The organism is Malaciobacter mytili LMG 24559 (genome assembly GCF_003346775.1).
Lineage (GTDB): Bacteria > Campylobacterota > Campylobacteria > Campylobacterales > Arcobacteraceae > Malaciobacter > Malaciobacter mytili.
In genome coordinates, this window is record NZ_CP031219.1 from 851,954 (window position 1) to 877,623 (window position 25,670).

A 25,670-nucleotide genomic window follows, 5' to 3' on the forward strand; every position below is an offset into this window, starting at 1 on the left:
GGACCAGTAGTATGGGATATAGAAAGTCCTTATAAATTTTGGTTTTTAATGATTTGTTATCATATTGCCTTTTTAATTGGCTATTTAATGAGCATACAAAAAAATAAAAAATCAGTTCTAATAACTAATGAATTATGTTATTCTAATAAATTGAATAATTTTATGCAGAAGTATTTTTGGATTTATTTATTTATAGCTTTTGTTGGTACATTAATTTCTTATAAAAATGCTTGTCATACAAATAGTTATATTCCATATAATCTTTTCTTAGATTTTTATTATGGAATTATAAGTCCTGATGCTGTAAGAGATAAATTTTTAAATTCTTTTGATTCTTATCAGTCTAATAAAGTTGTTACCATATTTTATTCTTCTATTGCTTTTATTAAATTTAGTTTGATACCTATATTAGTTTTTTTATGGAATAGGTTAAATACTATTCAAAAAGCTATTGGTCTGTTTATTTCTTTAATACCATTTATGGGTACAGTATCTATTGGTACAAATAAATTAATTTTAGATACACTTGTTATATTTTCTTTATCATTATTTATTCATTTATTATCTATAAAAAAAGGAAATAGATTTAAAGAATTAAGTCAAAGAAAGACGATACTTATATTAATAATTTCTTTTACATTATTTTTTCCTTTTTATTTTAATAAATCAATGTCAGAAAGAAATAGTAATTTTCAGTATATGGAAACTGTAAGTAAAGAAAATGCGATTAAAATTCCTTTTTATTCTTCTTCTAATAAGTCTGATATAGTATCACCCAAAATAATGGAATTTTATATAAAAGTATCAACCTATTTAACACAAGGATATTACGGAATGTCCTTAGCTTTAGATGAAAAGTTTGATTCTACTTATGGAATAGGACATTCATATTTTTTATTAGATCAATTTAAATATTTTTTTAACATTGATTTAATAGAACGAACTTATCAATTTAAAGTTCATGATGAATGGGATAGATTAGTTCAATGGCATTCTTTTTATAGTCAAGTTGCAAATGATGTTGGTTTTTATGGATTAATATTTATAATGTTTATTTTAGGGTATTTATTAAGTTCAATATATATTTCAGCTATAAGAGATAATAACATAATAGCAAAAACTCTTTTACCTTTATTTGCTATTATGTTTATATATATGCCCGCAAATAACCAAATTTTTAATTTTATGGAAACAATGTTTTCATTTTGGGTATTACTATTTTTATGGTTATTATCTAAAAGGTTTGAAAAAAGAGAAGTTTGCTAATTCAAGCATCTCTTTATCCCCTTTACTATCTCCATATGCATAAATATGATTATAATCATTTAGATTATATTGATTTTTAATTCTATTTACTTTTTCTTGACCATAACAATTTTTTGTTAGTAATTTACCACTAATTTTATTATTTTTAATTTCAAGTTTAGTTGCAATAAGTTCTAAACCATTTTTTTCACACCAAGGTCTAATCCAGCAATCAATTGAAGCTGAAACTACAACAATTTTATCTCCTTGGTTTTTATGCCAAAGTAATCTTTCTTTTGCTTTTTGTCTTACTATTGAGTCAATATAGTTCATAGAATATTCATATGAAACCTTAAAAAATTCCTCTTTCTGCATACCTTTAAAATACCAAGAAAGCATATATTGTTTTGCTTTATAGTTTGGAATTATTTTAATTTTGTATAAAATAAGAATTGGTGATAAAATAAAAAGACCCACTAAAAATTTTTTATCACCTACTACAAATCTTATAAATTTTAATAAAGTATCGTCTATAGTAATAGTTCCATCAAAATCAAAAAAAGCTATATTATTTTGTTTCATTATTTATCTCACTAACTTCTTGTTTTTTAGGTAAAATTAAAAGTAAAAATAAAAATGTAAATAATAACCAATTAAAAATTTCATCAATAAATACATTTATGCTAAAGAATAAATTTATTTTAAGATACCACATAGTATGAACTATTAAGAAAATACTTATCGCAGATAATATTCTAATATATATATTTATATCTTTTGAATTAAACCAAGTATATAATTGAGGTATAGAAAAAATTAAAAATACCAATCTATAATCCCAGTTATTATTTAATAAAAAAGTTGTTATGTATATAATTGCACCAACTTTAAAACTTATAAAAGTAGTTTCATTAGTACAAGTAATTTTTAATGAATTGATATTTCTAATTTTATAAAAAATAAATATTAAAATAACTACATATATGTAACTAAAATATTTAAAAAATAAATATATTTCATTATTGAATTTTTCTTTTATAATCATCCAAATAATATTAATTCCATACGCAAAACCTGTTGGTTGAGGTGTTCCTTCTTTCATTAGTTTAATATCTTGAATATGAGCAAAAATATAAATTGAAAATATAAATAGAGTTATAAATATACTAATCCAGTTTTTCTTTGAGTTTATATTTGAAAAAATTGAAAAAATTGGAAAAACTTTTACAAATGCAGCTAATAATATTAAAGTATTAAATATATGGATATTACTAGATAATATACCAATCGAAATTAAAAAAAATACAATCATATCAATATTTCCTCTTTCCATTAATAGTAATGTTGATGGAGAAAAGAAACATATAATTAATAAAATACTAATACCTATTTTATTATTTATTTTAAATGACCAAAAAAGAAATCCAATATATAACAATATAATATTAAAAAAACCAAAAAAAATTGCATTTGAATGAGATATATTTGTAAGTTTCGCAAAATAAGCCCAAAAAGGTGGATAATTCATTACTCTATTATAAGGATCTGCAATATTATTTAAATATGGATTTTCTCCTAATGCTATTGTTTCATTATATGCAGTAATTGTTCTAATATCTGAAAATTGAGGCTTTATTAAAGAAACATTCCATATTGTGTTTAATATTGTAGTGTCTTTTTGTATATGTATAATTGTTAATATAATAAATGAAAAAGTAATGATTATTCCAGCAAGAAATAAATTATTTCTTAAATTTGTATACATTAAATATATCTCCTTTTTGTATAATTTCCCAATTTGAATAAATATAATTAGTAACTTCTGAACCAAATTTTCCATCAGGATTTAAATTACTCTTTTTTAATATAACAGCAATATTATTTTCTTCTAATTTTTTAATGATATTATTTTTTTCTGTATTTATTTCTGCATTCATTACCCAATCTACACCTATAGGATTATTCGTATTTGTTACAAAATGTATTAGTGTAGATGCAGGAAAAACTACAAAATTATCTTTATACTGATTTGTTAATTTTTTTAATTCTTTATATTCTTTATAAGTCTTTTTATCAACATAGATATATTTAAATTTTGTAAATATATCTTCTAATTTATAAGTCATTTCTTTTTTATTATTAGGGTGATCTAAATTATATGGATGTTGATATCCTACATAATAAGTAATAAACGCAAGAATTATTGTTAAATTCATTTTTGCTATTGATGATGATTTCTCAAAATCATTTAAAATCGGTATAGCTAAAATAAAAAGTATTGGTGCCATAAAGAAAATAGTTAAATTATATCCCCAACTAATACTCGAAGCCCATGAAATTATTATAAATAATAGTAATAATGTATACTTATTTTCTTTAAAAATTATTAGTTTAATTAATGTATATATGATAGAAACGATAAACAATAAATGAGAAAAGTTATGAGCAACAGAATAAAAGCTATTTGCATTTAAATAAGTATTTAGCATAAATATTAATATCCAAAAAATTATCAAATAAAAAAATTCTATTTTTATTTTTGGTAAAATAATTTTTAATATTAAATAAACTGATATCGGAGGTAAAAATACAAAGAAAAAATCTTTGAAACTTTTTATATAAGAAATAAATCCTGACTGTAACAAATCTTTTAATTTTGTTTGCCCAGTTATTTGTATAATAAATTGTAAAAAAGCATCATTTTTATGTAAATATAAAAAAAATAAAAATAGAAATAAACTAAAAGAACTTACATAAATAATAAGTTTTTTGAAATCTTTTTGAATAAATAAAAAACAAAAGGTTATAATAGGTACAATATAGTATGGTTGCTTAGTTAGTACACCCAATAGTAATATTAAACTTCCAAGTATTACTAAAAGTATATTTTGAAAATTAAAAATTAAAAATATACCAATAATAGAAAAAAATATCCCATCAATAGTATGCCATGCCATTGGTGGAAAAGTATGTGCTGAAATCATAAACGAAATAATAGATAAAAAATAAATAAATGTAGGATTTTTATAGTTAAATGCTTTGGAAATCATAAATATTGTTAAAAAAGAATAAGTTGCTATTTGTATATATACAAATAATCGATTTATAATAATACTGTAATCTCCTAAATATAAAAAGATAGAGTGAAACATATATGATATAGGAGGTCTTACATAAATAATATCTTTATATGGTACATAATCATTGAAAAATTGCCAAGATAATCCTAAAATAAATCCATTGTCATAGCCATCATATCCATATGGTGCATATAAAATTGCATAAATAAAAGGTATAAAAATAAAAAAAAATTTAATAAATATATGATTATATTTATAAATCATATACTCATCTTTTTAAAAATAAATTCTGGAATATGTTTAATTATTAGCATAATTAATCTCCAAATTCCTTTTGTATAAAGAATATCTTTACCTTTTTGTTGTGCATTATAAATATCAAGTGCAATATCTTCTGGTTCAATTGTTAATTTCGCAGGTAAATCTAAGTCTTTAGTCATTTTAGTATTTACAAAACCTGGTTTAACAGTAAGAACTTGAACTTTACTTTCATAAAGTCTATTTCTTAGTCCAGAAAGATAAGCACTAAATGCTGCTTTACTTGAACCATAAATATAATTTGCTTTTCTTCCTCTATCTCCTGCTACTGAACTAACACCTATGATAAATCCATTTTTATTTTTTTCCATATCATTTGAAACAATATTTAAAATACTTATAATTCCTAAATAATTTACATTTATTGTATTTAGAGTTTTATTCCATTCTTTTTCACATTCTTTTTGCTCAGCCATATACCCCGCAGTAACAATAACGCCTAAAGGTTTTGTTTCTAGTGAATCATAAAAATTTTGATGTGTCTCAAATTTTACTATATCAAACTCTTTTATTTGAACATCAACATTTGAACGAATTTTTATATCATTTACTAAATCATTTAAACTATCGCTATTCCTTGCTGCTAAATAAAGGTTATATCCATTTTTTGCATAAACTCTTGCAAGTTCTTTTGCAATATCACTTTTAGCCCCAATTATTAATACATAACTCATATTATATTCCTACTCTTAATGATTGTAATGATTGAAATTTTTTATCCATACCATATTCTTTTCTCAAATTTCTAAACTTTTCAATATTTGGATAACCTTTTTCAAAAGTCTCTTTAGAAACTCTTACATCTTTTGTAAGATAAATTTTTCCATTATATTTTAAAACTATTTGATCAAGTTTATCTAAAAGTTCAAAAAGACCTTTTTCAATTTTGAAATCAAGTGCTAAACTATATCCCTCAATTGGAAAAGACAAATAATTATCATTTTCTTTTCCATAAAGTTTTAAAACTGCTAAAAAAGAACCTTTCCCACTATTTGATATTTCTTTAAGAATTTCTGTTAATCCTTCAAAACTAGTTTTTTTAGGTAAAATAAATTGATATTGAGTAAATCCTGCTTTTCCATAAATTCTATTCCAATTATTTATTGCATCTAATGGATAGAAAAAAGAATCGATATCTACTTTTTGCTTAGATACTCCATTTGGAGCTTTTCTGTAATATAGCCAATTAAATGCTTTTACACTTAATTTATTTAAAGCAAAAGAAGGAAAATTAAAGGGTATATTTAACTTTTTTTTACTTTTGAAATTTAAGTTACCATCATTTTCAAAATCTCCTACCATAAGTAGACATTTACCTATTTCATTATCTTTAGCTAAACAATCTATCCAAGCTACAGAATATGGTTTATTACTATATTTTTCAAATGCATCAAAAGTTTCTTTTAAATTTTTTGTTTTAATTGTAATTTGTTCTATATATTGTGAATTAATCTTTTTCAAACTTATTTTGGCATCTAATATTATTCCTGTAAGTCCCATCCCTCCACAAGTTGCTTTAAATAATTCTGCATTATTTGTTTTTGAACATTTTTTTATTTCACCATTTGCAAGCATAAGACTAAATTCTTCTACACACTCGCTAAAACATCCCTCAATATGGTGATTTTTCCCATGAACGTCTGAAGCAATAGCTCCTCCTATTGTTATAAGTTTTGTGCCTGGTGTTATTTTTAAAAACCAACCTTTTGGAACAAAAATTTCAATAATTTCACTTAACATAATTCCTGCTTGACAATGTAAAAGTCCAGTTGATTCATCAAAATTTAACAAATAGTTATATGGTTTACAATAAATAATGTTTTTATTTAATGCACTATCTCCGTAACTTCTACCATTTCCAAAAGGAATATAAATATTGCTTTCTTGTAGTTTATTTTTTAAGTCTTCTTTTTTTTGAAACATTATTTTTTTATTTTTTATAAGCGGATACATTCCCCAACTATTTAAACTCACATTAATCCTTAAAAACAAATTTTTTATCTAAAAAATATTTTATTATATATCCTATACTAAGACCAAAAACAGCACCTATATATTTAGCCATTTCTGTTTTAAATATCAAATCAAATCCTATTTCAAAACCCCAAAATATGAAAGTAGTAAAAACTCCCATTAAAGAATATAATAAAAATTTTTTGCCATCATCTTTTTTATTTTTTGGTTTATGGTAGAAAATATACTTTTTATCAAGTATATATTTAAGAATTAATCCAGCAATAGTTCCACAAAACATTGCTATATATAAAGATAAAAATCCATTGTAAATATAAAAACTAATATATTGGAATAATAAATTTACTATTAAAGAAGTAATAGCAAAAAATATATATCTAATAGCTATATTCATTTAAATATTTACTACTAAAAAGAAGCTTAATAGCCATAGTAAAATAGTTATTTGTAGAAATCTATCTTTTAAAACTATTTTTGTTGGGCTTCCACTATTTTCTTCCACAAAAGTTATTTGCATATATCTCATAATCCCTAATATTACAAAAGAAGATGTAAGGTAAAGATTTTCTGTGTGAAGTCTTTTTATAACATCATCTGATACTGTGTATAAAATATATGATACAACTATAACCCCTGACATAAATACCATTACTGCATTAACAAATTCTAAATTATATCCATCTATATTTTTTCTAGTTTCTTTACCTTTGTTAGATAAAATCACATCATCTCTTCTTTTTGCAATTGCTAAAAATAGTGCAAGAAGAAAAGTCATAATAATAATCCACATAGATAATGAAGTATTAATAATACTTGCACCTGCAAAAAGCCTAAGAACAAACCCTATGGCAATAATAAATATATCTAAAATACTAATATGTTTTAATTTTAAAGAATAACAAATATTTAGTAGAAAGTAAAAAATAAAAACAAAGAATAGTTCATGGTTTAGAAAATAAGCACAACCTAAAGATAAAAGAGATAAAGAAATTAATAAAAAAATAGCTGTATTTATTTTTAATTTTCCACTAGCTAAAGGTCTATACTTTTTGACTGGATGTTTTCTATCTTCTTTTATATCCATTAAGTCATTAAAAATATATATACTACTTGCTAATATACAAAACAAAATAAATACAAAAGTAGTATTTATTATATCAATTGTAGAAAAATGAAATGAAAATAATAAAGGTGCAAAAATAAAAAAATTTTTTATATATTGATGAATACGTAATATTTGAACTATAATAATAAGACTACCTTCAAAAGAAAATAAGAGGAATTATAATACAATTTCTGTAAAAAAAATATTAATCAGGTGTTGAAATGTTTAAAGATAAAATTTTATGTATAACAGGTGGGACGGGTTCATTTGGGAATGCAGTCCTAAGAAGATTTCTTAATACAGATATAAAAGAGATAAGAATATTTTCAAGAGATGAACTAAAACAAGATGAGATGCGAAAGAGATATAATAATGATAAATTGAAGTTTTATCTAGGTGATGTAAGAGATAAGAATTCGTTAGAAGATGCGATAAGAGGGGTAGATTATATATTTCATGCAGCAGCATTAAAACAAGTACCATCATGTGAGTTTTATCCAATGCAAGCAGTACAAACAAATGTAGTAGGAACAGAGAATGTACTAAATGTAGCAATAAAAAATAAAGTAAGAAATATAGTAGTATTAAGTACAGATAAAGCAGTGTATCCAATAAATGCAATGGGAATAAGTAAAGCAATGATGGAAAAAGTAGCAGTAGCAAAAAGTAGAAACCTTGATGATAGTGAGACAGTAATATCATGTACAAGATATGGGAATGTAATGGCAAGTAGAGGGTCAGTAATACCACTTTTTATAAACCAAATAAGAACAGGGAAAGAAATAACAATAACAGATCCAAATATGACAAGATTTATGATGAGTTTAGATGATGCAGTAGATTTAGTGATGTTTGCATTTAAGAACGCAAGAAATGGGGATATATTTGTACAAAAAGCACCAGCATGCACAGTAGAGCTACTAGCAAAAACAATAAAAGATATGTTAGGTAAGCCAGAGCATAAAATAAATATAATAGGGACAAGACATGGGGAGAAGTTGTATGAGACACTCTTAACAAGAGAAGAGATGGTACAAGCAATAGATATGGAAGGATATTATAGAATCCCAGCAGATACAAGAGATTTAAATTATAATAAATTTGTAGAGAGTGGAGAAGAAGTGATAACAGAATCAGGGGAATATCATTCACATAATACAAAACAATTAAAAGAAGAAGAATTAAAAGAGATGTTAATGAGATTAAAAGAGATAGAAGAAGATTTAAGAGAGTTTGGAGTAAAAAAATAAAGAATTTAATAAAAATACTTTAGAAATATATAAAAGGCTATTGTGTCCAAATAAAAATATTAAGAAAATAGATATTACTTAGAGGTAGAAAATGAAAAATAGAGGAATAAAAAGATTAAAAGTGATGACAATAGTAGGTACAAGACCAGAGATAATAAGATTGTCATCAGTAATACAAAAATTAGAAGAGACAGAAGCAATAGAGCATATATTAGTACATACAGGGCAAAATTATGATTATGAATTAAATGAAGTATTTTTTAAAGATTTTAATTTAAAGAAGCCAGATTATTTTCTAAATGCAGCAGGCGGAGGAGCCATAGAGACAATAGGGAAAATATTTATAGCAATAGAGCCAATATTAGAGAAAGAAGAACCAGAAGCAGTTTTAATCTTAGGAGATACAAATAGCTGTCTATGTGCAATTCCAGCCAAAAAGAGGAAAATACCAATATTTCATATGGAAGCAGGGAATAGATGCTTTGATGCAAGAGTACCAGAAGAGACAAATAGAAAAATAGTAGATCATACAGCAGATATAAACCTAACATATAGTGATATAGCAAGAGAATATCTATTAAGAGAAGGGTTACCAGCAGATAGAATAATAAAAACAGGTTCCCCAATGTATGAAGTATTAAATAAAAAGCTAAAAGATATAAATAATTCAAAAATATTAGAAGAATTAAAATTAAGAGAAGGAGAATACTTTGTAGTATCAGCACATAGAGAGGAGAATATCAGTTCAGATAAGAACTTTCTAGATTTAGTAGATAGCTTAAATACAATAGCAAAGAGATATAAAAGACCAATAATAGTATCAACACATCCAAGAACAAGAAATAGAATAAAAGAATTAAATATAAGGTTTGAAGCAGAGATACAATTACAAAAACCTTTAGGATTTGATGATTATGTAAAACTACAAAAAGAGGCAAAAGTAGTATTAAGTGATAGTGGAACAATAAGTGAGGAGTCATCAATATTAGGTTTTCGAGCGTTAAATATAAGAGAGGCCCATGAACGACCAGAAGCGATGGAAGAGACAAGTGTAATGATGGTAGGATTAGAGAAGAGCAGAATAATACAAGGGATAGATATTTTAGAGAGACAAAAAGAGGATACATTAAAAAGAGTAGAAGATTATAGTAAGCCAAATGTATCAGAGAAAGTATTAAGAATAATATTATCATATACAGATTATGTTAATAAAACAGTTTGGAAAAAAAGTTAATAATAATATGAAAATACTTTTTTTATTTATTTCATATCCTGAAAATCCCAATGATTCAAATTTAACTAAAGATTTATCTGATAAGTTCAATATAAATGGGGAAGAGGTTTATATTGCAACAATTAGAGAGAAAAAGTTTGGAAAACCTACTGAATATTCTAAAGAAAATGGAGTAAATGTATTACGAATAAAAAGTGGTAATATGTTTAATAATATTTCAAAATTTGAAAAACTTTTTACCATGATGACTATGAATAATAATATATTAAAACAAATAAAAAAATATTGGGGTGATGTAAAGTTTGACATAGTAGTTGGTACAACACCATATATGGCAAATTATAAATTAATCAATGGATTAAAAACTTATTATAAATGTTCATCTTTTTTAATACTTTGGGATTTGTTTCCTCAAAATGCTAAAGATTTAGAATTATTAAAAAACAAACTTGTATTTAATTTTTTTAAAAATAAAGAACATAAAAATCTAAAAAGTTTTGATTATATTGGTTGTATGTCTAAAGGAAATATTAATTATGTTAAAAAGAATTATAGTTTTTTAGATGAAAAACAATTATTTTTATTTCCTTTGTGGGGTAATAAAAAAGAACATTGTGATATAAATAAAGAATCAATTAGAAAAAAATACAATTTTAAAAATGATGATTTTATACTTGTTTTTGGTGGGAATATGGGAAAACCACAAAACTTAGGAAATGTTTTAAAGTTGGCATTTGAAGTACGAAATATACAGCAAATAAAGTTTTTATTTGTTGGAAGAGGTACTGAAACTGAGAAATTGAAGAAGTTAAAAGAAGAAATGAAGTTGGAAAATGTGTCTTTTAAAGATTTTGTACCTAGAAATGACTATGAAAATTTAATATCTTCTTGTAATTTAGGTATTGTTAGTTTAGATCCAAGATTTACTGTTCCTAATTTTCCATCAAAAACAATTGATTACTTAAAACTTGGGTTACCTATATTAGCCTGTGTAGACAAGTGTGCTTTTGATGATTATGGTAAGCTATTGGAAAATGAAATTAAAGCAGGTATTTGTTGTCTTGCAACAGATATGCAACAATATAAAGAAAATTTAATTAAACTTTATAGTGATAAACAATTGTATTTAGAACTATCAAAAAATGCAAAAGAGTATTATGATAAGTTTTTCAATGTAGAAAATAATTATTTATTAATAAAAAAGATTATGGGAGATAAAAATGATGAAAGAAATATTTGATAAAACATTAGCCTTAATTTTAATAATACTTTTTTTACCTATTTATATAATTGTAAGCTTATTTATTTTATGGAAAATGGGCAGACCTATTTTATTTAATCAAAGAAGACCTGGATATAAAGAAAAAATATTTAATTTATATAAATTTAGAACTATGTCTAATGAAACTGATAAAAATGGAAATCTTTTATCTGATAAAGAAAGACTTAATAATATTGGAAAATTTATAAGAAGTACAAGTTTAGATGAGCTTCCTCAACTTTTTAATGTATTAAAAGGTGAAATGAGTTTTGTAGGACCTAGACCTTTACTTGTAGAATATTTACCTTATTATAATGAAAATGAAAAAAGAAGACATAATGTTAAGCCAGGTATTACAGGCTGGGCTCAAGTAAATGGTAGAAATACAGTTTCTTGGGAAAAAAGATTTGAATATGATTTATGGTATGTCGATAATCAATCTTTTTGGTTAGATATGAAAATATTATTTCTTACATTTTTAAAAGTTGTAAAAAGAAGTGATGTTTCACCCAATAATCAAGTTACAATGGAAAGACTAGATACATATAAAGAATCTAAAAAGGTAAAAAGTGAATAAAAAAATTGCTATTATCTCAGATATTCACTCAAATTTTACTTCTTTAAGCCTTTCTATTGCACAAATAAAAGAACAAAAAATTGATTTATGTATTATTTTAGGAGATCTTTTAACATATGGTACAATGCCAAATGAGGTAATAGATTTATTATTAGAATTTCAAAAAAATTATGAATGTATTTTTATAAAAGGAAATCATGATCAGTTTTATTTTGATTTACAAGATAAAAAAGATTATAAAAAGTATAAAATAGCAAGTTTTGTGGAAGAATCAATACTATGGACAAATGAAAAACTAAAATTTAATTTATTTGAAAGTTTTCCTTGGCAAAATGATTTTTCAATTAGTAATATTTATTTTTCACATGCAAATCCTTTTGAATATGGTAATTGGGAATATCTAAATGATGAAGAGAATATTCAAAAAGCAGCTAAAACTTTATATGATAAAAATATGAAAATAGGCATTTTTGGGCATACTCATAGAAGTAAACAAAGTATTGTTATAAATGAGTTAAAAGTTTGTAATAATTTTTTATATAATAGTTTTAAAAATAGTGATGAAGGTATATTGATATTAAATTCTGGATCAATAGGTCAGCCAAGAGGAACAGAACCTAGTATTCTTATTTTGTCTGTTTTTGATGATTTTATTGAGTTTGATTATGTAAAAGTTAAAGTTGATTCAAAAATAATGATAAATAAAATAAATAATAGTAGTTTAAGCGAAGATACAAAAAATAAATTAAATTCATTTTGGGAGATGAAAAATGATTAATGTTTTAGTTACAGGAGTAGGTGGCGGAGTAGGTCAAGGAATTATAAAATCTTTAAAAATGATTAATGATTTAGAAATTAATATTATTACAGCAGATATGAGTCCTTTAGCTGCAGGTATATATGCTGGTGATAAATCTTACTTAGTTCCTGCATGTACATCAAATGAATATATAAAAAGATTAGAAGAAATTTTTTTACTTGAAAAAATTGATCATTATTTCCCTGGTCTTGATTTGGAACTTGAATTTTGTGCTAAGAATAAAGAATATTTTAAAAAAAACTTTAATGTTAATGTAATAATTTCTAATTTAAATACTGTTCAAATAGCAAATAATAAATATCTAACTTTTAAATTTTTAGAAGAACATAATTTTTTTCATCCTAAAACTTTTTTGCCAAATGAAGTTGAATTTGAAAAATTAAATTATCCTGTAATAGTTAAACCAGCTATAGGTTCAAGGTCTGTTGGTGTTAGTGTTGCAAATAATCAATTAGAATTAACTTCAAGATTAAATAATGAAAATGGACTAATTATACAAGAATTAATTGGAACAAATGAAGAAGAATATACTTGTACAGTAGTTGTTGTTAATAAAAAAGTTTCAGACGTAATGATATTAAAAAGAGTTTTACGTGCAGGAGATACTTTTAGAGCAGAACCTATAAAATCGGAGATAATATCAAAGTATATAACTGATTTATCTTTAGCCCTAGAAATTAATGGGTCTTGTAATTTTCAATTAAGAATTGATGAAAAAGGAATTCCAAAAGTCTTTGAAATTAATAGTAGATTCTCAGGTACTACTCCTTTTTGTTCTCAATTAGGATTAAATCCTGTAGAATTTTATCTTAAAAACTTTATGAATTTAGAGTATGAGTATTCTATTGATTATGAAAGTGTAGTATTAAGACATTGGTCTGAGGTTTTAGTTAAAAAAGATGATATTGATGAATTAAATAATATGAAGAATATTATTCCTAGCATAAAAGCTACATCTCAATTATTTTAATAGGATTATTAAAGATGTCAAAAATAGCTATTCTTGGTTCAACTGGAATGATAGGTTCCCATTTTAAAGCTTTGTGTTTATCTAATAATATTGAGTTTCTTGATATTGATAGAAAAATTTGGGATCTTTCTGTATGGAAAGAAGATGAAGAACTTGATGAATTATTTAATAATGTGGATTGTATTTTTCATTTTGCTGCTGTTCTTCCTAAAAACCTTGATAGAGAGCTTGAAAAAATTTTTGAAGTAAATGTTAAATCATGTTTAAATATTTCTAAATGGGCTTTAAAAAACAATGTGAAAATAGTTTTTTTATCAGGTTCTACTGTTTATGCTGACACTAATGCTTTAAATATAAAAGAAGATGCTTCTAAAGTAGTTTATGGATTAGGTGGTTTTTATGGATATAGTAAATTACTTGCAGAAAATATTTTTAATCATTATATTCATCAAGGTTTAAAAGTTACTATATTAAGACCTAGTTCTGTTTATGGTTTAGGATTGGGAAAAGATAAGATAATAAATCAATTTATAAATAAAATAGAAAATGATATTCCCATAAAAATTAATCAGCCCGAAAATAAAATCAATTTTATTCACTCAATGGATGTATCAATTGCTGCATTACAAGTCTATTTAAATAATCTTCAAGGTACTTTTAATATAGCTGCTAAAGAAACTACTTCTATATATGAATTAGCCAAAGTTTGTACAGATGTTATGGGAAAAGGAAAAATAGAAATTATAAAAGAGGATTATATTCCTTTTGAACGATTTAACTTAAACTGTGATAAAGCTAAAAATGAATTTAATTTTAAATCCAGAATAAATATTAAAGATGGAATAGCTTCAATGTATAATAACAAGATGTTAGAAGGTTATTTTTTTAGTTAAATAAATTATAGTAGAAACATAAATTTTTAAATTATATAAAAATACAGCAACTCACTTTAAGCTTTGTGTCTGTATAATAATTTCTTTTAAAAAGAATTTGATAAATACTAGTAAAATTTAAACTAGCAATTAAATCATATTTTGAAAGAGTTAAAAAAAATATTTTTAAAATTTGTATTTGTAAAAGATAAAATAATAATAAAACAGTTAATAAAAAAATCTTTCAATAAAATAAATCAAATCTTTTTTTTCACAAGTCAATTTCTTTAAATTAAGGCAATAAATAAGTGAATTTAATTTTAAATATCAATAGTAAAACTTTTTTCTTATCATATTATAGACATATACTAAAAAGTTCTCTAGTGCAGGATAATTAAATATGAAAAGTTTAAATGTTTTGTGTATTGGATTTAATCAAGAAACTTTAATTTCATTAAAAAAACTTATAAATAATAATATAAAAATTTCAGGGCTTATTTCTACAAAAAAGAAAAAAGAAAAAAAAGGTTCTGATTATGTTGATTTAGAGCCTTTTGCAAAAAAACATAAAATTGCATATTTTGAAACAGATGATATAAATTGTATAGAAGCTAAAAACTGGATAAAGAATATCAATGTGGATGTTATTTTTATCTTAGCTTGGAGCCAACTATTTGATAGTGAATTACTCTCTTTACCTAAATATTTTACAATTGGAAGTCACCCTAGTAAATTACCATATGGTGCAGGTAGAGCGCCAGTTGTTTGGACAATATTAGAGGAGTTGAAATCTACAGCAGTTAGTTTATTTAAAGTAAATGATGGTGTAGATTCAGGAGCTCTTTTATTACAAAAAGAATTTGATATACCTCCTAATAGTAATAGTAGAAAATTATATGATTTAATAAGTGAAAATTTATCTGATGCTTTTGTAGAAGTCTATACAAAAATAATTAATAATGAACTAAAAGAAGTAAATCAAGATTTGCAAAAAAGAACAATAAGAGCAAAAAGACAACCTAAAGATGGTTACATTGATTTTAAAATAATGACTAATAAAGAAGTAGATCTTTTAATTAGAGCAACTACTGATCCTTATCCTGGAGCATTTTCATATTATAAAAATAAAAAAGTGATATTTTGGGATAGTGAAATAGAAGAAAATTGTAAATATAAAGGAACCTTTGGACAAATCTTAAAAAAAGAAAATAATTCTTTATTAGTGCAGTGTAAAGATTTTCCTATATGGCTAAAAGATATATGGGTTGAAGAAAAAAATGATATTAATTTTTTTAAGTTAGGCGATTGTTTTGGAATAGACTTTATATCTGAAATTGAGGTTTTAAATAAAAAAATAAAAGAATTGGAAGAAATGGTAAAAAAATGAGTTTATTTAAAAATAAAAAAATATTAGTTTTAGGAGCTCATTGTGATGATGAAGTTTTAGGAGTGGGTGGAACAATCTTAAAAGCAAAAGAAGATGGTGCGAAAGTAGATGTTTTAATTTTAACTGATAGTTCTTCATCTCAACATTTAAATGATTTAGAAAAACAAAAAAATAGAAATACTTATTTTTATGAATGTTGCAATATTTTAAATGTTGATAATGCTTATAAATGGAATTTACCAGATATGAAGCTTGATACATTATCACATATTGAAATAAATAAAAAATTAGAAGAATTTTTATGTGAAAAAAAATATGATATTGTTTTTGTACATCATCCAAATGATATTAATAAAGATCATCAAATAGTTTTTGATTCATTAATGGTTGTTGCAAGACCAGTTCCAAACCAATCTATAAAAAAAATATTTACTTACTATACTCCAAGTTCAACAGAATGGGGAGGATATAGTTCTTCTACTCAATTTTTACCTAATTGTTATATTGATATTACAAAATTTTTAGAAAAAAAGAAACTAGCATTATTAAAATATAAAGATGAATTAAAAGAGTTTCCCCATCCAAGAAGTATAGAAAATATAGAACATATGGCAAAATTTTTTGGATCTCAAGTTGGTTTATTGGCAGCAGAGCCCTTTAATTTAATAAGAATAATTGAAAGATAATAAAAAAATGAAAAATAGAATCTTCTTAAACTCGCCTCATATGAGTGGAAATGAAATAAAATATATTGAAAAGGTATTTGAAAGTAATTATATAGCACCTCTTGGTGAATATGTAAATAAATTTGAAGAAAGCATTAAAAATTATATAAAAAGTGAAAATGCTCTTGCTGTTAATAGTGGAACAGCTGCAATTCATCTGGCTCTTCGAGTTTTAGGAATAGGAAATGGAGATGATGTTTTAGCTTCAACTTTTACCTTTATTGGTTCTGTAAATGCAATTCTTTATCAAAATGCAAATCCAGTATTTATAGATAGTGATAATAAATCATGGAATTTATCACCAGAACTTTTAGAAGAGTATTTAAAAGTTTGTGAAAAGAAACCTAAGGCATTGATATTAACTCATCTTTATGGAATGTGCGCAGATATAGAAAAAATAGCAGAAATTTGTAAAATTCATAATATATATCTTATTGAAGATGCAGCAGAAAGCTTAGGTGCAACTTTCAATGGTAAGCATACAGGAACTTTTGGTGATTTTGGAATATATAGTTTTAATGGGAATAAAATCATTACTACAAGTGGTGGAGGAATGCTAGTAAGTCCTAATAAAAATTGGATTGAAAAGGCAAAATACTATTCTACACAAGCAAAAGAACCTTTTCTTTATTATGAACATGAAGAATATGGATATAATTATCGTATGTCAAATGTTTTAGCTGCAATTGGTGTAGGTCAAATGGAAATTATTGAAGAAAGAGTAAGTAAGAAAAGAGAAATTTTTAATTGGTATAATGAAAATTTAAAAGATATTGAAGAGATAAATTTTATGCCGGAACTTAAAAATAGTAGAGGTAATAGATGGCTAACAGCAGTAACTTTTGAAAATACTTCTTATGAAAAGATAATTAAAGTATTAGATGAAATTAATGTAGAATCAAGACCATTATGGAAACCAATGCATATGCAGCCATTATTTAAAAATTCAAAATCATTTGTCGATGGAACTAGTGAAAACTTATTTAAAAAAGGACTTTGTTTAGCAAGTAGTACAACACAGACAAAAAATGATGTTGAATTTATATGTAATACTATAAAAAAGAACTGTAATTAATTTTATTTTGTAGTTTTTACTTGATTAAAAAAGGTAAAAATAGTTGTTATTAAGTGGAAATGAATCATCAACATATATTGCTTATAAATTAAATGATATATTATTTTATTATCCAATAACTCCTTCTTCTCCTATGAGTGAAGATTTTGAAAAAAAAGCTTTAAATGGAGAAAAAAATATCTGGGGGAGAATCCCCTTATATGAACAAATGCAAAGTGAGATAGGTGTAGCTGGGGCTATACATGGATCTTTACAAACAGGTGTTCCAACTACAACTTTTACTTCTTCTCAGGGACTTTTATTAATGAATTCAGCTATGAATAGAATTGCTGGAGAATTACTGCCTACTGTTATTCATGTTGCTTCAAGAAGTTTAGGTTACCAAGGTGGAAATATATATGGTGATCATTCTGATGTAATGTCTTTAAGACATAGTGGATTTGCTATGTTGTGTTCAAATAATAATCAAGAAATTATGGATTTTTCATTAATAGCAAATACTTTAACTTATTTATTAAGAGTTCCTTTTATACACTTTTTTGATGGTTTTAGAAGTAGTCATGAGATAGTTGATGTTAAATTAATAAGTGATGAACAAATAGTTAAGTTTTTTAAAGCATCAAATTTTAATAATTTTTACTATAATATGCCAAATAATCAATTCCCCGCAATAAGAGGTGCAATATATAGTAGTGATATAGGTTTTCAAGTAAGAGAAACCATAAATAAGAATTATGATAGATTGCCTATAATTTTACAAAAATTAATGAACAAATTTGAAAAACTTACAGGTAGAAGTTACAAAATATTTGAGTATTATGGAGAAAAAGAAGCTACTAAATTAATCATTATAATGGGATCTGCTTCAGAGTGTGTTAAAGAAGCAGTAGATATTAGAAATAGCAAATATAAAGATTGTGGTGTATTAAAAGTTAGATTATTTAGACCCTTTTGTGTTGATTTTTTTATTAAAGAAATACCTAAAACTATTACTCATATTGCTGTATTAGATAGAACAAAAGAAATTGGAGCAGTGGGAGAACCTTTATATCAAGAAGTCTGTAGTGCATTTATAAAAATATATTCAAATAAAAAATTAAATAGTAATTTTCCTTTAATTATACATGGAAGATATGGTTTATCTTCAAAAGATTTTACTCCAAATATGGCCTTATCAGTATTTAATGAACTTGATAAAAAAAATCCTAAAAATACTTTTACCATAGGAATAGAAGATGATAAATTAGGACTTAAATATACTAATATTGAATTTAAAAATGATTTAATCGAAGTTCTTTTTTATGGATTGGGTTCAGATAGAACAATATCCACTGTAAAATTAATTATAAATAATATTTTTAAAAAAAAGTTATATACTCAAACTTTCTTTGAATATGATGCAAGAAAATCAGGTGGTATAACAATTAGTCACTTAAGAATAGGTGAAAAAACTTTTTCAAAGCCATATAAAATAAAAATTGCAGATATATTGGTTTGTAATCAATTTTATTTTTTAGAAAAATATTCTTTAGTTGATAATTTAAAAAAGAAAGGAATACTTTTAATAAATAGTTCTTTTTTAGAAAATAAATTTAATAAAGTTATTTCTCCTTTAACTAAAAAAAAGATTAGAGATAAAGAAATTAAGATTTATGTTTTTGATGCAGATTTTATAAGTAAAAAGTATAAACAAAAAATATCTTTTATTATACAAATAGCTTTTTTTTATATTATGGAAAAGTTAGAAAAAAGGATATTTAATAACTCAAAAGATAGTCTAATTCAAGATACAATAATAGCTGATATTAAAAAGTCTATTTATCTTTATAATATTATAAAAACAAATGAACCAATTAAACAATTTAAGCAATCTAAAAATTTAAAAGAATTAATGAGTGAAAATTTAGGAGATTTAATTCCTGTTCATAAGTTTAGGAAAGATGCAATCTGGGAAATTGAACCAACATATGAATTTGAAAAAAGAGAGTATGTAGATAAAATCCCTATGTGGAATCCTAATAGCTGTATCCAATGTAATAAATGTGTATTTGTTTGTCCTCATGGTGCAATTAGAAGTAAGATTATTACAAAAAAAGAAAAGAAAAATATATTTTATGATTTTAATTCTGCAATTGCACTTGATGATAATTTTCAATTTACACAAAATGAATTTATTATTCAAATTTCACCTAATGGGTGTGTTGGTTGTGAATTATGTATAGAAGTATGTCCAACTTCGAATGAAGATGAATATTCAATTGATTCTTTAATTCAAATAGAAAAAAAACAAATCTTAGAAAAAGAAGAAGGAAAATGGAATACTTTCAATAATACAATTGTTGAATCACAAAAAAATAAATATATTGATAAAATTAAAAATACTCAGTTTATTGATCCTCTTTTTGCCTTTTCTTCTGCTTGTGCAGGATGTGGTGAAACAGCTTATTTAAAACTTTTGACACAATTATTTGGAAGTAGATTATATATTGCTAATGCTTCAGGTTGCTCAACAGTGTATTGTGCAAATTTACCTTCTATCCCTTGGAATAAAGATACTAATGGAAAAAGTGTTGTCTGGTCACATTCATTATTTGAAAACAATGCGGAATTTGGTTTTGGATTAAAACTTGGAATTCAATCACATAAAAAACAAGCTTATGAGTTACTTTCAACTCTTAAATATGATAATATTAAAAAAGAAATTTTAAATTGTATTGATTTTGAAAAGCAAGAACAAATTGTTAATAAACTAAATAAAACTCTTTTAAAAAAAGAAAATTGTTTAAATTCAAAAAAACTATTAAAAATAAGTGATTATTTAATAGAAAAATCTTTGTGGATTATTGGCGGAGATGGATGGGCATATGATATTGGATATGGTGGAATAGATCATATTCTTAATAAAAAAGAAGATATAAATATTTTAGTTTTAGACAATGAAGGCTATGCAAATACAGGAGGGCATACTTCTAATTCAACACCATTGGGTGCAAAAATGAAATATTCTCTTGAAGGTAAAAATATATCAAAAAAAAATTTAGGCTTATTAGCTTTAAATTATTCCCATGTATATGTTGCTTCAATTGCAATGGGTGCAGATGCAGAACATACTTTAAAAGTTTTTAAAGAAGCTGAAAAATTTAAGGGACCTTCAATAATTATAGCTTATTGTCCTTGTATTACTCATGGATATAATTTAAAATATGGAATAGAACAACAAGAAATGGCAGTAAAAAGTGGTATTTGGCCACTTTATTCTTTTAATCCTGATAATTTAATTATAAATAAAAATCCTATGAATATTTATTATGAACCAGATTTATCATTTTTAAATAAATATTTAGAAAAAGAAAAAAGATTTACAAATAGTATTTATTTAATAGAATTATATAAAGATTTTATAGAAAAACAATATAAAAAAATAAAAAATATTCAAGATTTTTATAATTTAAAATAGCTATCATTTTTTAATTTAATAATTTTTATTTAAAGGATAAAATGCCGTATTTAAATTATTAAATAATCTTTTATAATATATTAGATATTATATTAAAATATAAAAAATAGGATAAGTACATTGCAAAAAACACATATTTTTGAACAGGGAATTGATTTAAAAGAAATATTTACTAAAATTTGGCAAAAAAAAATATTTCTATTCATTTTTACAAGTATTGTGACTATTATGGGAATAATTTATGTATCTAAGAAACCTACTATTTATGAAGTTAAATCTGTGGCAAGAATAGGTTATATTAACCATACTTTAGTGGAAGATAGTAATATTTTAGAAAAAAAGTTAAGACTTATCTATAATGTTGATAATAAAAATAATAAAGTTGCAGAAAATAAAGCTATTGTATCAAATATTAAAACTGTAAGAAATATAAATAATTTTATTGAAATTTCAACACAATCATATTCAAAAAAACTTGCTTTAGAAAAAAATAAAGAGGTTGTATTATTTATTCAAAATGAATATAAATATAAAATAGATGAATTTATTTTAAAAACAAAATTTAATATAGAAAATCTAAAAGAAAATATAACTCATATTGAAAATGTAGAAAAATTGGAGATTGAGAAAAATATAGAAAAAATAAAACAACAAGCAATTCCTAAAATTGATGAAGAAATAAATTTAATTAAAAATGTACAACTTAAAACTATTGAAAATAAATTAAATTTTTATGAGAAAAAACTTAATGACTACGAAAATATTTTGATAAAAGTTGCAAAACAAAAATCTTCAAATGATACTCAAAATATGTTAATGTCAATGCAAATGTTAAATACTCAAAATTTAATACTAGAAATTCAAAATAAAATTCAAAATCTTTTTATTGAAAAAGAAAAATTAAAATCAATTACATTAAAAGATTTAAAAATAAAAAAAGAAAATTTACTTAATGAAAATATTAGACAATTAGAAACAAAATTATCTATTGATATTGAAAGTAGATTAAAAAACTTGAAAAAAAATATAGAATTTGAAGAATTAAAACTTAAAAATGGTAATATCAGTAATACAGAAGTTATAGGTGAAATTTTAGTTGATTTTCAACCTACAAATATTAAAAAAGTTATAATTATTTTTACTTTATTTTTATTTGGACTTATTTTGTCAATTTTCTTAATCTTTTTTATTAATTTTTTAAATAATTTTAAATCAAATAGTAACTAGATATGTCAAAAATTTTAGATTTAATTGGCCGAACAAAAGAACTTTTTGTTGAAGATATAAATAGTTATAATAAACAATTAGAAAAAATAGTATCTTCTTCAACTTTTTTAGTAATAGGTGGAGCAGGGAGCATAGGTCAAGCTGTAACAAAAGAAATATTTAAAAGAAACCCTAAAAAACTCCATGTAGTTGATATATCTGAAAACAATATGGTTGAATTAGTACGAGATATAAGAAGTAGTTTTGGATATATAAATGGAGAATTTGCAACATTTGCACTTGATATAGGAAGTAGTGAATATGATGCTTTTATAAAAGCTGATGGAAAATATGATTATGTATTAAATCTTTCAGCCCTTAAGCATGTAAGAAGTGAAAAAGACCCTTTTACTCTTATGCGAATGATTGAAACAAATATTTTTAATACTGATAAAACACTTCAACAATCAATTGAAAATAAAACAAAAAAATATTTTTGCGTAAGTACGGATAAAGCAGCAAATCCTGTGAATATGATGGGTGCAAGTAAAAGAATTATGGAAATGTTTGTAATGAGAAAATCAAAGCAAATAAATGTTTCAATGGCAAGATTTGCAAATGTAGCTTTTAGTGATGGAAGTTTACTTCATGGCTTTAATCAAAGAATTGAAAAAAATCAACCAATTGTTGCACCAAATGATATAAAAAGATACTTTGTTACACCACAGGAAAGCGGTGAATTATGTCTTATGTCTTGTATTTTTGGAGAAAATAGAGATATCTTTTTCCCAAAACTTAGTGAAACTTTGCATCTTATAACTTTTGCAGAAATAGCAGTGAAATATCTTAAAGGTTTAGGATATGAGCCATATTTATGTAAAGATGAAGATGAGGCAAGAGAATTATCAAAAATACTGCCATTAAAAGGTAAATGGCCATGTTTATTCACATCAAGTGATACAACTGGAGAAAAAGATTTTGAAGAGTTTTTTACTGATAAAGAAGTTTTAGATATGAATAGATTTGAAAATCTAGGGATTATAAAAAATGAAGCTTTATTTGATGAAAATAAACTTAATCATTTTGAAAATAAAATTAAAGATTTTAAATTAAATTTATCATGGACAAAAGAAGATATAGTAAAAGAATTTTTTACAATGATACCAGACTTTGGACATAAAGAAACAGGAAAATACTTAGATGGCAAAATGTAAAATTTCTAAAGTAAATAATAATTTTATTTTTGCAGATTTAAAATCATTTGAGAAAAGTTTTATTATTGCTGGAGATAGTTTATGCAAAAAATAGTAGATTTTATAAAACAAACTTTTAATACAAATGAATTTATACCTTTACATGAACCAAAATTTATTGGAAATGAAAAAAAATATTTAAATGATTGTATTGATTCTTCATTTGTATCAAGTGTTGGTAAATATGTAGATGAATTTGAAAAAAAGATTGCTACGTATATTGGAAGTAAATATGCAGTTGCAACCGTAAATGGAACAGCTGCACTTCATATTTCCCTAATACTTGCAGATGTAAAAAAAAATGATGAAGTAATTACACAACCATTGACTTTTATAGCTACTTGTAATGCTATTAGTTATTGTAATGCTAATCCTATATTTGTGGATGTTGATTTAGATACAATGGGAATGTGTCCAAATTCACTTAAGAGTTTTTTAGAAACAAATTGTGAAATTAAAGAAAATAAGTGCATAAATAAAACAACAGGAAAAACAATAAAAGCTTGTGTTCCTATGCATACTTTTGGGCATCCTTGTAAAATAGATAAAATAAAAGAAATTTGCGATAATTGGAATATCTCACTTGTTGAAGATGCAGCAGAGAGTTTAGGAAGTTACTATAAAGGTAAGCATACAGGAACTTTTGGAAAAATTGCAGCTTTTAGTTTTAATGGCAATAAAATTATCACTTCTGGTGGTGGAGGTGTAATTGTTACTGATGATGAAGCTATTGCAAAAAGAGCAAAACATATTACAACAACAGCAAAAATTGCACATCCTTATGAGTATGTACATGATGAGATAGGATACAACTATAGATTACCAAATATAAATGCTGCACTTTTAGTTGCCCAACTAGAACAACTAGAAAAATTTTTAGCTTCAAAAAGAGATTTGGCTATAAAATATAAGGAATTTTTCTTAGCAAATAACATAACTTTTGTAATGGAGCAAAAAGATTCAAAATCAAACTATTGGCTTCAAGCTATTTTATTAGATAATATAAATCATAGAAACAACTTTTTAGAGTTTACAAATAAAAATGGTGTAATGACAAGACCTATTTGGCGACTTATGAATGAACTTAAAATGTTTGAAAATTGCCAATGTACAGATTTGAAAAATGCAAAGTATCTTGAAGAAAGAGTTGTAAATATCCCAAGTTCGGTGATTTTATAATGAAAGATATTTATATTATTGGTTCTAGTGGATTTGCTAGTGAAGTTACTGAATATATTTTAGATAATGAAGATTACAATATTAAAGGTTACTTTGATATTAATGAAATAGAATATAAAAAATATGGATATAAAGCTCCTTTTTTAGGAAATGAAAGAGATTTTAATTTTGCTTTAAATGATAATGTAGTTATTGCTATTGCTGATTCTAATCTTAGAAATAAAATATATTTGTATTTAAAAGATAAAGGGGTTAATTTCCCAAATATTTTTCATAAAAGCTCATTTATTTCTAAATCATCAATTATTGATGAAGGCTGTGTCCTTTGTCCTTTTGTAACAATAACTTCAAATATAAAAATAGGTAGAAATTTTCAAGCTAATATTTATAGCTATATTGCTCATGATTGTGTTATAGGAAATAATGTAACTTTTGCTCCTTCTGTTAAATGCAATGGCAATGTAATTATAGAAGATGATGTTTATATTGGTACAGGGGTTATTATCCATCAAGGAAAGTCAAATAAACCTCTAAAAATTGGAAAAGGTTCTGTAATTTCTGCTGGTTCGGTTGTAACTAAAAGTGTGCCAGCAGGTAAGGTTATGTTTGGAAATCCAGCTATTGAATTAACAAAAGAAAACCTAAAACGAAGAAAATAATTTATAAGTAAAATAAGGAGTAA

The 25,670-nt window shown here is 24.1% G+C and carries 23 protein-coding genes; 16 read left to right on the plus strand and 7 right to left on the minus strand.

From position 1 onward, the window contains the following. Positions 1-162 precede the first annotated feature (162 nt). Positions 163-1,266, plus strand: coding sequence for a hypothetical protein (locus AMYT_RS04360; protein ID WP_162919467.1), 1,104 nt, complete (start codon positions 163-165; stop codon positions 1,264-1,266). On the opposite strand, the gene AMYT_RS04365 is transcribed toward AMYT_RS04360, so the two are convergent. The 7 genes from AMYT_RS04365 to AMYT_RS04395 are packed head-to-tail and all read right to left on the minus strand — an operon-like array spanning position 1,231 to position 7,869. Further along, positions 1,231-1,827, minus strand: coding sequence for an HAD-IB family hydrolase (locus AMYT_RS04365; protein ID WP_114841338.1), 597 nt, complete (start codon positions 1,825-1,827; stop codon positions 1,231-1,233). The two genes, AMYT_RS04360 and AMYT_RS04365, sit on opposite strands and share 36 nt — an antisense overlap. After that, on the minus strand, positions 1,814-3,010 hold the full coding sequence (locus tag AMYT_RS04370) for a hypothetical protein (protein ID WP_114841339.1): 1,197 nt from the start codon (positions 3,008-3,010) through the stop codon (positions 1,814-1,816). The genes AMYT_RS04365 and AMYT_RS04370 overlap by 14 nt, the downstream gene beginning before the upstream one ends. Further along, entirely contained in the window at positions 2,988-4,589 is a 1,602-nt protein-coding gene (locus AMYT_RS04375) for a hypothetical protein (protein WP_114841340.1), read from the minus strand. Before AMYT_RS04375 ends, AMYT_RS04370 begins: the two co-directional genes overlap by 23 nt. Beyond that, positions 4,586-5,317, minus strand: coding sequence for an SDR family oxidoreductase (locus AMYT_RS04380; protein ID WP_114841341.1), 732 nt, complete (start codon positions 5,315-5,317; stop codon positions 4,586-4,588). Before AMYT_RS04380 ends, AMYT_RS04375 begins: the two co-directional genes overlap by 4 nt. Position 5,318: 1 nt before the next feature. Next, positions 5,319-6,617, minus strand: coding sequence for an FAD-binding oxidoreductase (locus tag AMYT_RS04385; RefSeq protein ID WP_228197895.1), 1,299 nt, complete (start codon positions 6,615-6,617; stop codon positions 5,319-5,321). Between the two features lies 1 nt (position 6,618). After that, positions 6,619-7,011 (minus strand): GtrA family protein, encoded by a 393-nt coding sequence (locus AMYT_RS04390; RefSeq protein ID WP_114841342.1) that lies wholly within the window; start codon positions 7,009-7,011, stop codon positions 6,619-6,621. After that, the gene (locus tag AMYT_RS04395) at positions 7,012-7,869 is read right to left on the minus strand and encodes a UbiA prenyltransferase family protein (protein ID WP_114841343.1); all 858 of its coding nucleotides are present in this window, start codon (positions 7,867-7,869) and stop codon (positions 7,012-7,014) included. Between the two features lie 74 nt (positions 7,870-7,943). Here AMYT_RS04395 and AMYT_RS04400 point away from each other — a divergent pair, with 74 nt between their 5' ends. The 15 genes from AMYT_RS04400 to AMYT_RS04470 all read left to right on the plus strand — a co-directional run bounded on the left by AMYT_RS04400 (position 7,944) and on the right by AMYT_RS04470 (position 25,647). Continuing rightward, on the plus strand, positions 7,944-8,972 hold the full coding sequence (locus AMYT_RS04400; protein WP_114841344.1) for a polysaccharide biosynthesis protein: 1,029 nt from the start codon (positions 7,944-7,946) through the stop codon (positions 8,970-8,972). 91 nt (positions 8,973-9,063) lie between these two features. Then, positions 9,064-10,206 (plus strand): non-hydrolyzing UDP-N-acetylglucosamine 2-epimerase, encoded by a 1,143-nt coding sequence (gene wecB, locus AMYT_RS04405; protein WP_228197896.1) that lies wholly within the window; start codon positions 9,064-9,066, stop codon positions 10,204-10,206. Between the two features lie 7 nt (positions 10,207-10,213). Continuing rightward, complete coding sequence (locus AMYT_RS04410; protein ID WP_114843146.1) at positions 10,214-11,446, plus strand: glycosyltransferase family 4 protein; 1,233 nt, start codon at positions 10,214-10,216, stop codon at positions 11,444-11,446. Next, positions 11,427-12,044, plus strand: coding sequence for a sugar transferase (locus AMYT_RS04415; RefSeq protein WP_114841345.1), 618 nt, complete (start codon positions 11,427-11,429; stop codon positions 12,042-12,044). Before AMYT_RS04410 ends, AMYT_RS04415 begins: the two co-directional genes overlap by 20 nt. Further along, positions 12,037-12,822 (plus strand): metallophosphoesterase family protein, encoded by a 786-nt coding sequence (locus AMYT_RS04420; RefSeq protein ID WP_114841346.1) that lies wholly within the window; start codon positions 12,037-12,039, stop codon positions 12,820-12,822. Before AMYT_RS04415 ends, AMYT_RS04420 begins: the two co-directional genes overlap by 8 nt. Further along, on the plus strand, positions 12,815-13,834 hold the full coding sequence (locus AMYT_RS04425) for an ATP-grasp domain-containing protein (protein WP_114841347.1): 1,020 nt from the start codon (positions 12,815-12,817) through the stop codon (positions 13,832-13,834). The genes AMYT_RS04420 and AMYT_RS04425 overlap by 8 nt, the downstream gene beginning before the upstream one ends. Positions 13,835-13,848: 14 nt before the next feature. Beyond that, positions 13,849-14,727 (plus strand): NAD-dependent epimerase/dehydratase family protein, encoded by an 879-nt coding sequence (locus AMYT_RS04430; RefSeq protein ID WP_114841348.1) that lies wholly within the window; start codon positions 13,849-13,851, stop codon positions 14,725-14,727. A gap of 379 nt (positions 14,728-15,106) precedes the next feature. Continuing rightward, positions 15,107-16,093 carry a methionyl-tRNA formyltransferase gene (locus AMYT_RS04435; protein ID WP_114841349.1) on the plus strand — a complete coding sequence of 329 codons (987 nt, stop codon included), beginning with the start codon at positions 15,107-15,109 and terminating at the stop codon, positions 16,091-16,093. Beyond that, the gene (locus tag AMYT_RS04440; protein ID WP_114841350.1) at positions 16,090-16,779 is read left to right on the plus strand and encodes a PIG-L deacetylase family protein; all 690 of its coding nucleotides are present in this window, start codon (positions 16,090-16,092) and stop codon (positions 16,777-16,779) included. The genes AMYT_RS04435 and AMYT_RS04440 overlap by 4 nt, the downstream gene beginning before the upstream one ends. Before the next feature lie 7 nt (positions 16,780-16,786). Next, positions 16,787-17,893 carry an aminotransferase class V-fold PLP-dependent enzyme gene (locus tag AMYT_RS04445; protein WP_114843147.1) on the plus strand — a complete coding sequence of 369 codons (1,107 nt, stop codon included), beginning with the start codon at positions 16,787-16,789 and terminating at the stop codon, positions 17,891-17,893. A 43-nt stretch (positions 17,894-17,936) separates the two neighbouring features. Further along, positions 17,937-21,350: a pyruvate:ferredoxin (flavodoxin) oxidoreductase gene (gene nifJ / locus AMYT_RS04450; protein ID WP_114841351.1), complete on the plus strand. Its 3,414-nt coding sequence runs from the start codon at positions 17,937-17,939 to the stop codon at positions 21,348-21,350. A 120-nt stretch (positions 21,351-21,470) separates the two neighbouring features. Then, positions 21,471-22,577 carry a Wzz/FepE/Etk N-terminal domain-containing protein gene (locus tag AMYT_RS04455; protein WP_114841352.1) on the plus strand — a complete coding sequence of 369 codons (1,107 nt, stop codon included), beginning with the start codon at positions 21,471-21,473 and terminating at the stop codon, positions 22,575-22,577. A gap of 2 nt (positions 22,578-22,579) precedes the next feature. Further along, complete coding sequence (locus AMYT_RS04460; RefSeq protein WP_114841353.1) at positions 22,580-23,770, plus strand: UDP-N-acetylglucosamine 4,6-dehydratase; 1,191 nt, start codon at positions 22,580-22,582, stop codon at positions 23,768-23,770. A gap of 81 nt (positions 23,771-23,851) precedes the next feature. Beyond that, positions 23,852-24,988 carry a LegC family aminotransferase gene (locus tag AMYT_RS04465; RefSeq protein ID WP_114841354.1) on the plus strand — a complete coding sequence of 379 codons (1,137 nt, stop codon included), beginning with the start codon at positions 23,852-23,854 and terminating at the stop codon, positions 24,986-24,988. Then, complete coding sequence (locus AMYT_RS04470) at positions 24,988-25,647, plus strand: acetyltransferase (RefSeq protein ID WP_114841355.1); 660 nt, start codon at positions 24,988-24,990, stop codon at positions 25,645-25,647. Before AMYT_RS04465 ends, AMYT_RS04470 begins: the two co-directional genes overlap by 1 nt. The last annotated feature ends 23 nt before the right edge of the window (positions 25,648-25,670 follow it).

Coding starts and splice junctions, on each gene's coding strand:
- wecB (WP_228197896.1), top strand. CDS start 9,064: ATGAAAAATAGAGGAATAAAAAGATTAAAAGTGATGACAATAGTAGGT.
- AMYT_RS04360 (WP_162919467.1), top strand. CDS start 163: ATGCAGAAGTATTTTTGGATTTATTTATTTATAGCTTTTGTTGGTACA.
- AMYT_RS04370 (WP_114841339.1), bottom strand. CDS start 3,010: ATGTATACAAATTTAAGAAATAATTTATTTCTTGCTGGAATAATCATT.
- AMYT_RS04445 (WP_114843147.1), top strand. CDS start 16,787: ATGAAAAATAGAATCTTCTTAAACTCGCCTCATATGAGTGGAAATGAA.
- AMYT_RS04465 (WP_114841354.1), top strand. CDS start 23,852: ATGCAAAAAATAGTAGATTTTATAAAACAAACTTTTAATACAAATGAA.
- AMYT_RS04460 (WP_114841353.1), top strand. CDS start 22,580: ATGTCAAAAATTTTAGATTTAATTGGCCGAACAAAAGAACTTTTTGTT.
- AMYT_RS04435 (WP_114841349.1), top strand. CDS start 15,107: ATGAAAAGTTTAAATGTTTTGTGTATTGGATTTAATCAAGAAACTTTA.
- AMYT_RS04380 (WP_114841341.1), bottom strand. CDS start 5,317: ATGAGTTATGTATTAATAATTGGGGCTAAAAGTGATATTGCAAAAGAA.
- AMYT_RS04365 (WP_114841338.1), bottom strand. CDS start 1,827: ATGAAACAAAATAATATAGCTTTTTTTGATTTTGATGGAACTATTACT.
- AMYT_RS04415 (WP_114841345.1), top strand. CDS start 11,427: ATGATGAAAGAAATATTTGATAAAACATTAGCCTTAATTTTAATAATA.
- AMYT_RS04425 (WP_114841347.1), top strand. CDS start 12,815: ATGATTAATGTTTTAGTTACAGGAGTAGGTGGCGGAGTAGGTCAAGGA.
- AMYT_RS04430 (WP_114841348.1), top strand. CDS start 13,849: ATGTCAAAAATAGCTATTCTTGGTTCAACTGGAATGATAGGTTCCCAT.
- AMYT_RS04410 (WP_114843146.1), top strand. CDS start 10,214: ATGAAAATACTTTTTTTATTTATTTCATATCCTGAAAATCCCAATGAT.
- AMYT_RS04400 (WP_114841344.1), top strand. CDS start 7,944: ATGTTTAAAGATAAAATTTTATGTATAACAGGTGGGACGGGTTCATTT.
- AMYT_RS04470 (WP_114841355.1), top strand. CDS start 24,988: ATGAAAGATATTTATATTATTGGTTCTAGTGGATTTGCTAGTGAAGTT.
- AMYT_RS04440 (WP_114841350.1), top strand. CDS start 16,090: ATGAGTTTATTTAAAAATAAAAAAATATTAGTTTTAGGAGCTCATTGT.
- AMYT_RS04390 (WP_114841342.1), bottom strand. CDS start 7,011: ATGAATATAGCTATTAGATATATATTTTTTGCTATTACTTCTTTAATA.
- AMYT_RS04375 (WP_114841340.1), bottom strand. CDS start 4,589: ATGATTTATAAATATAATCATATATTTATTAAATTTTTTTTTATTTTT.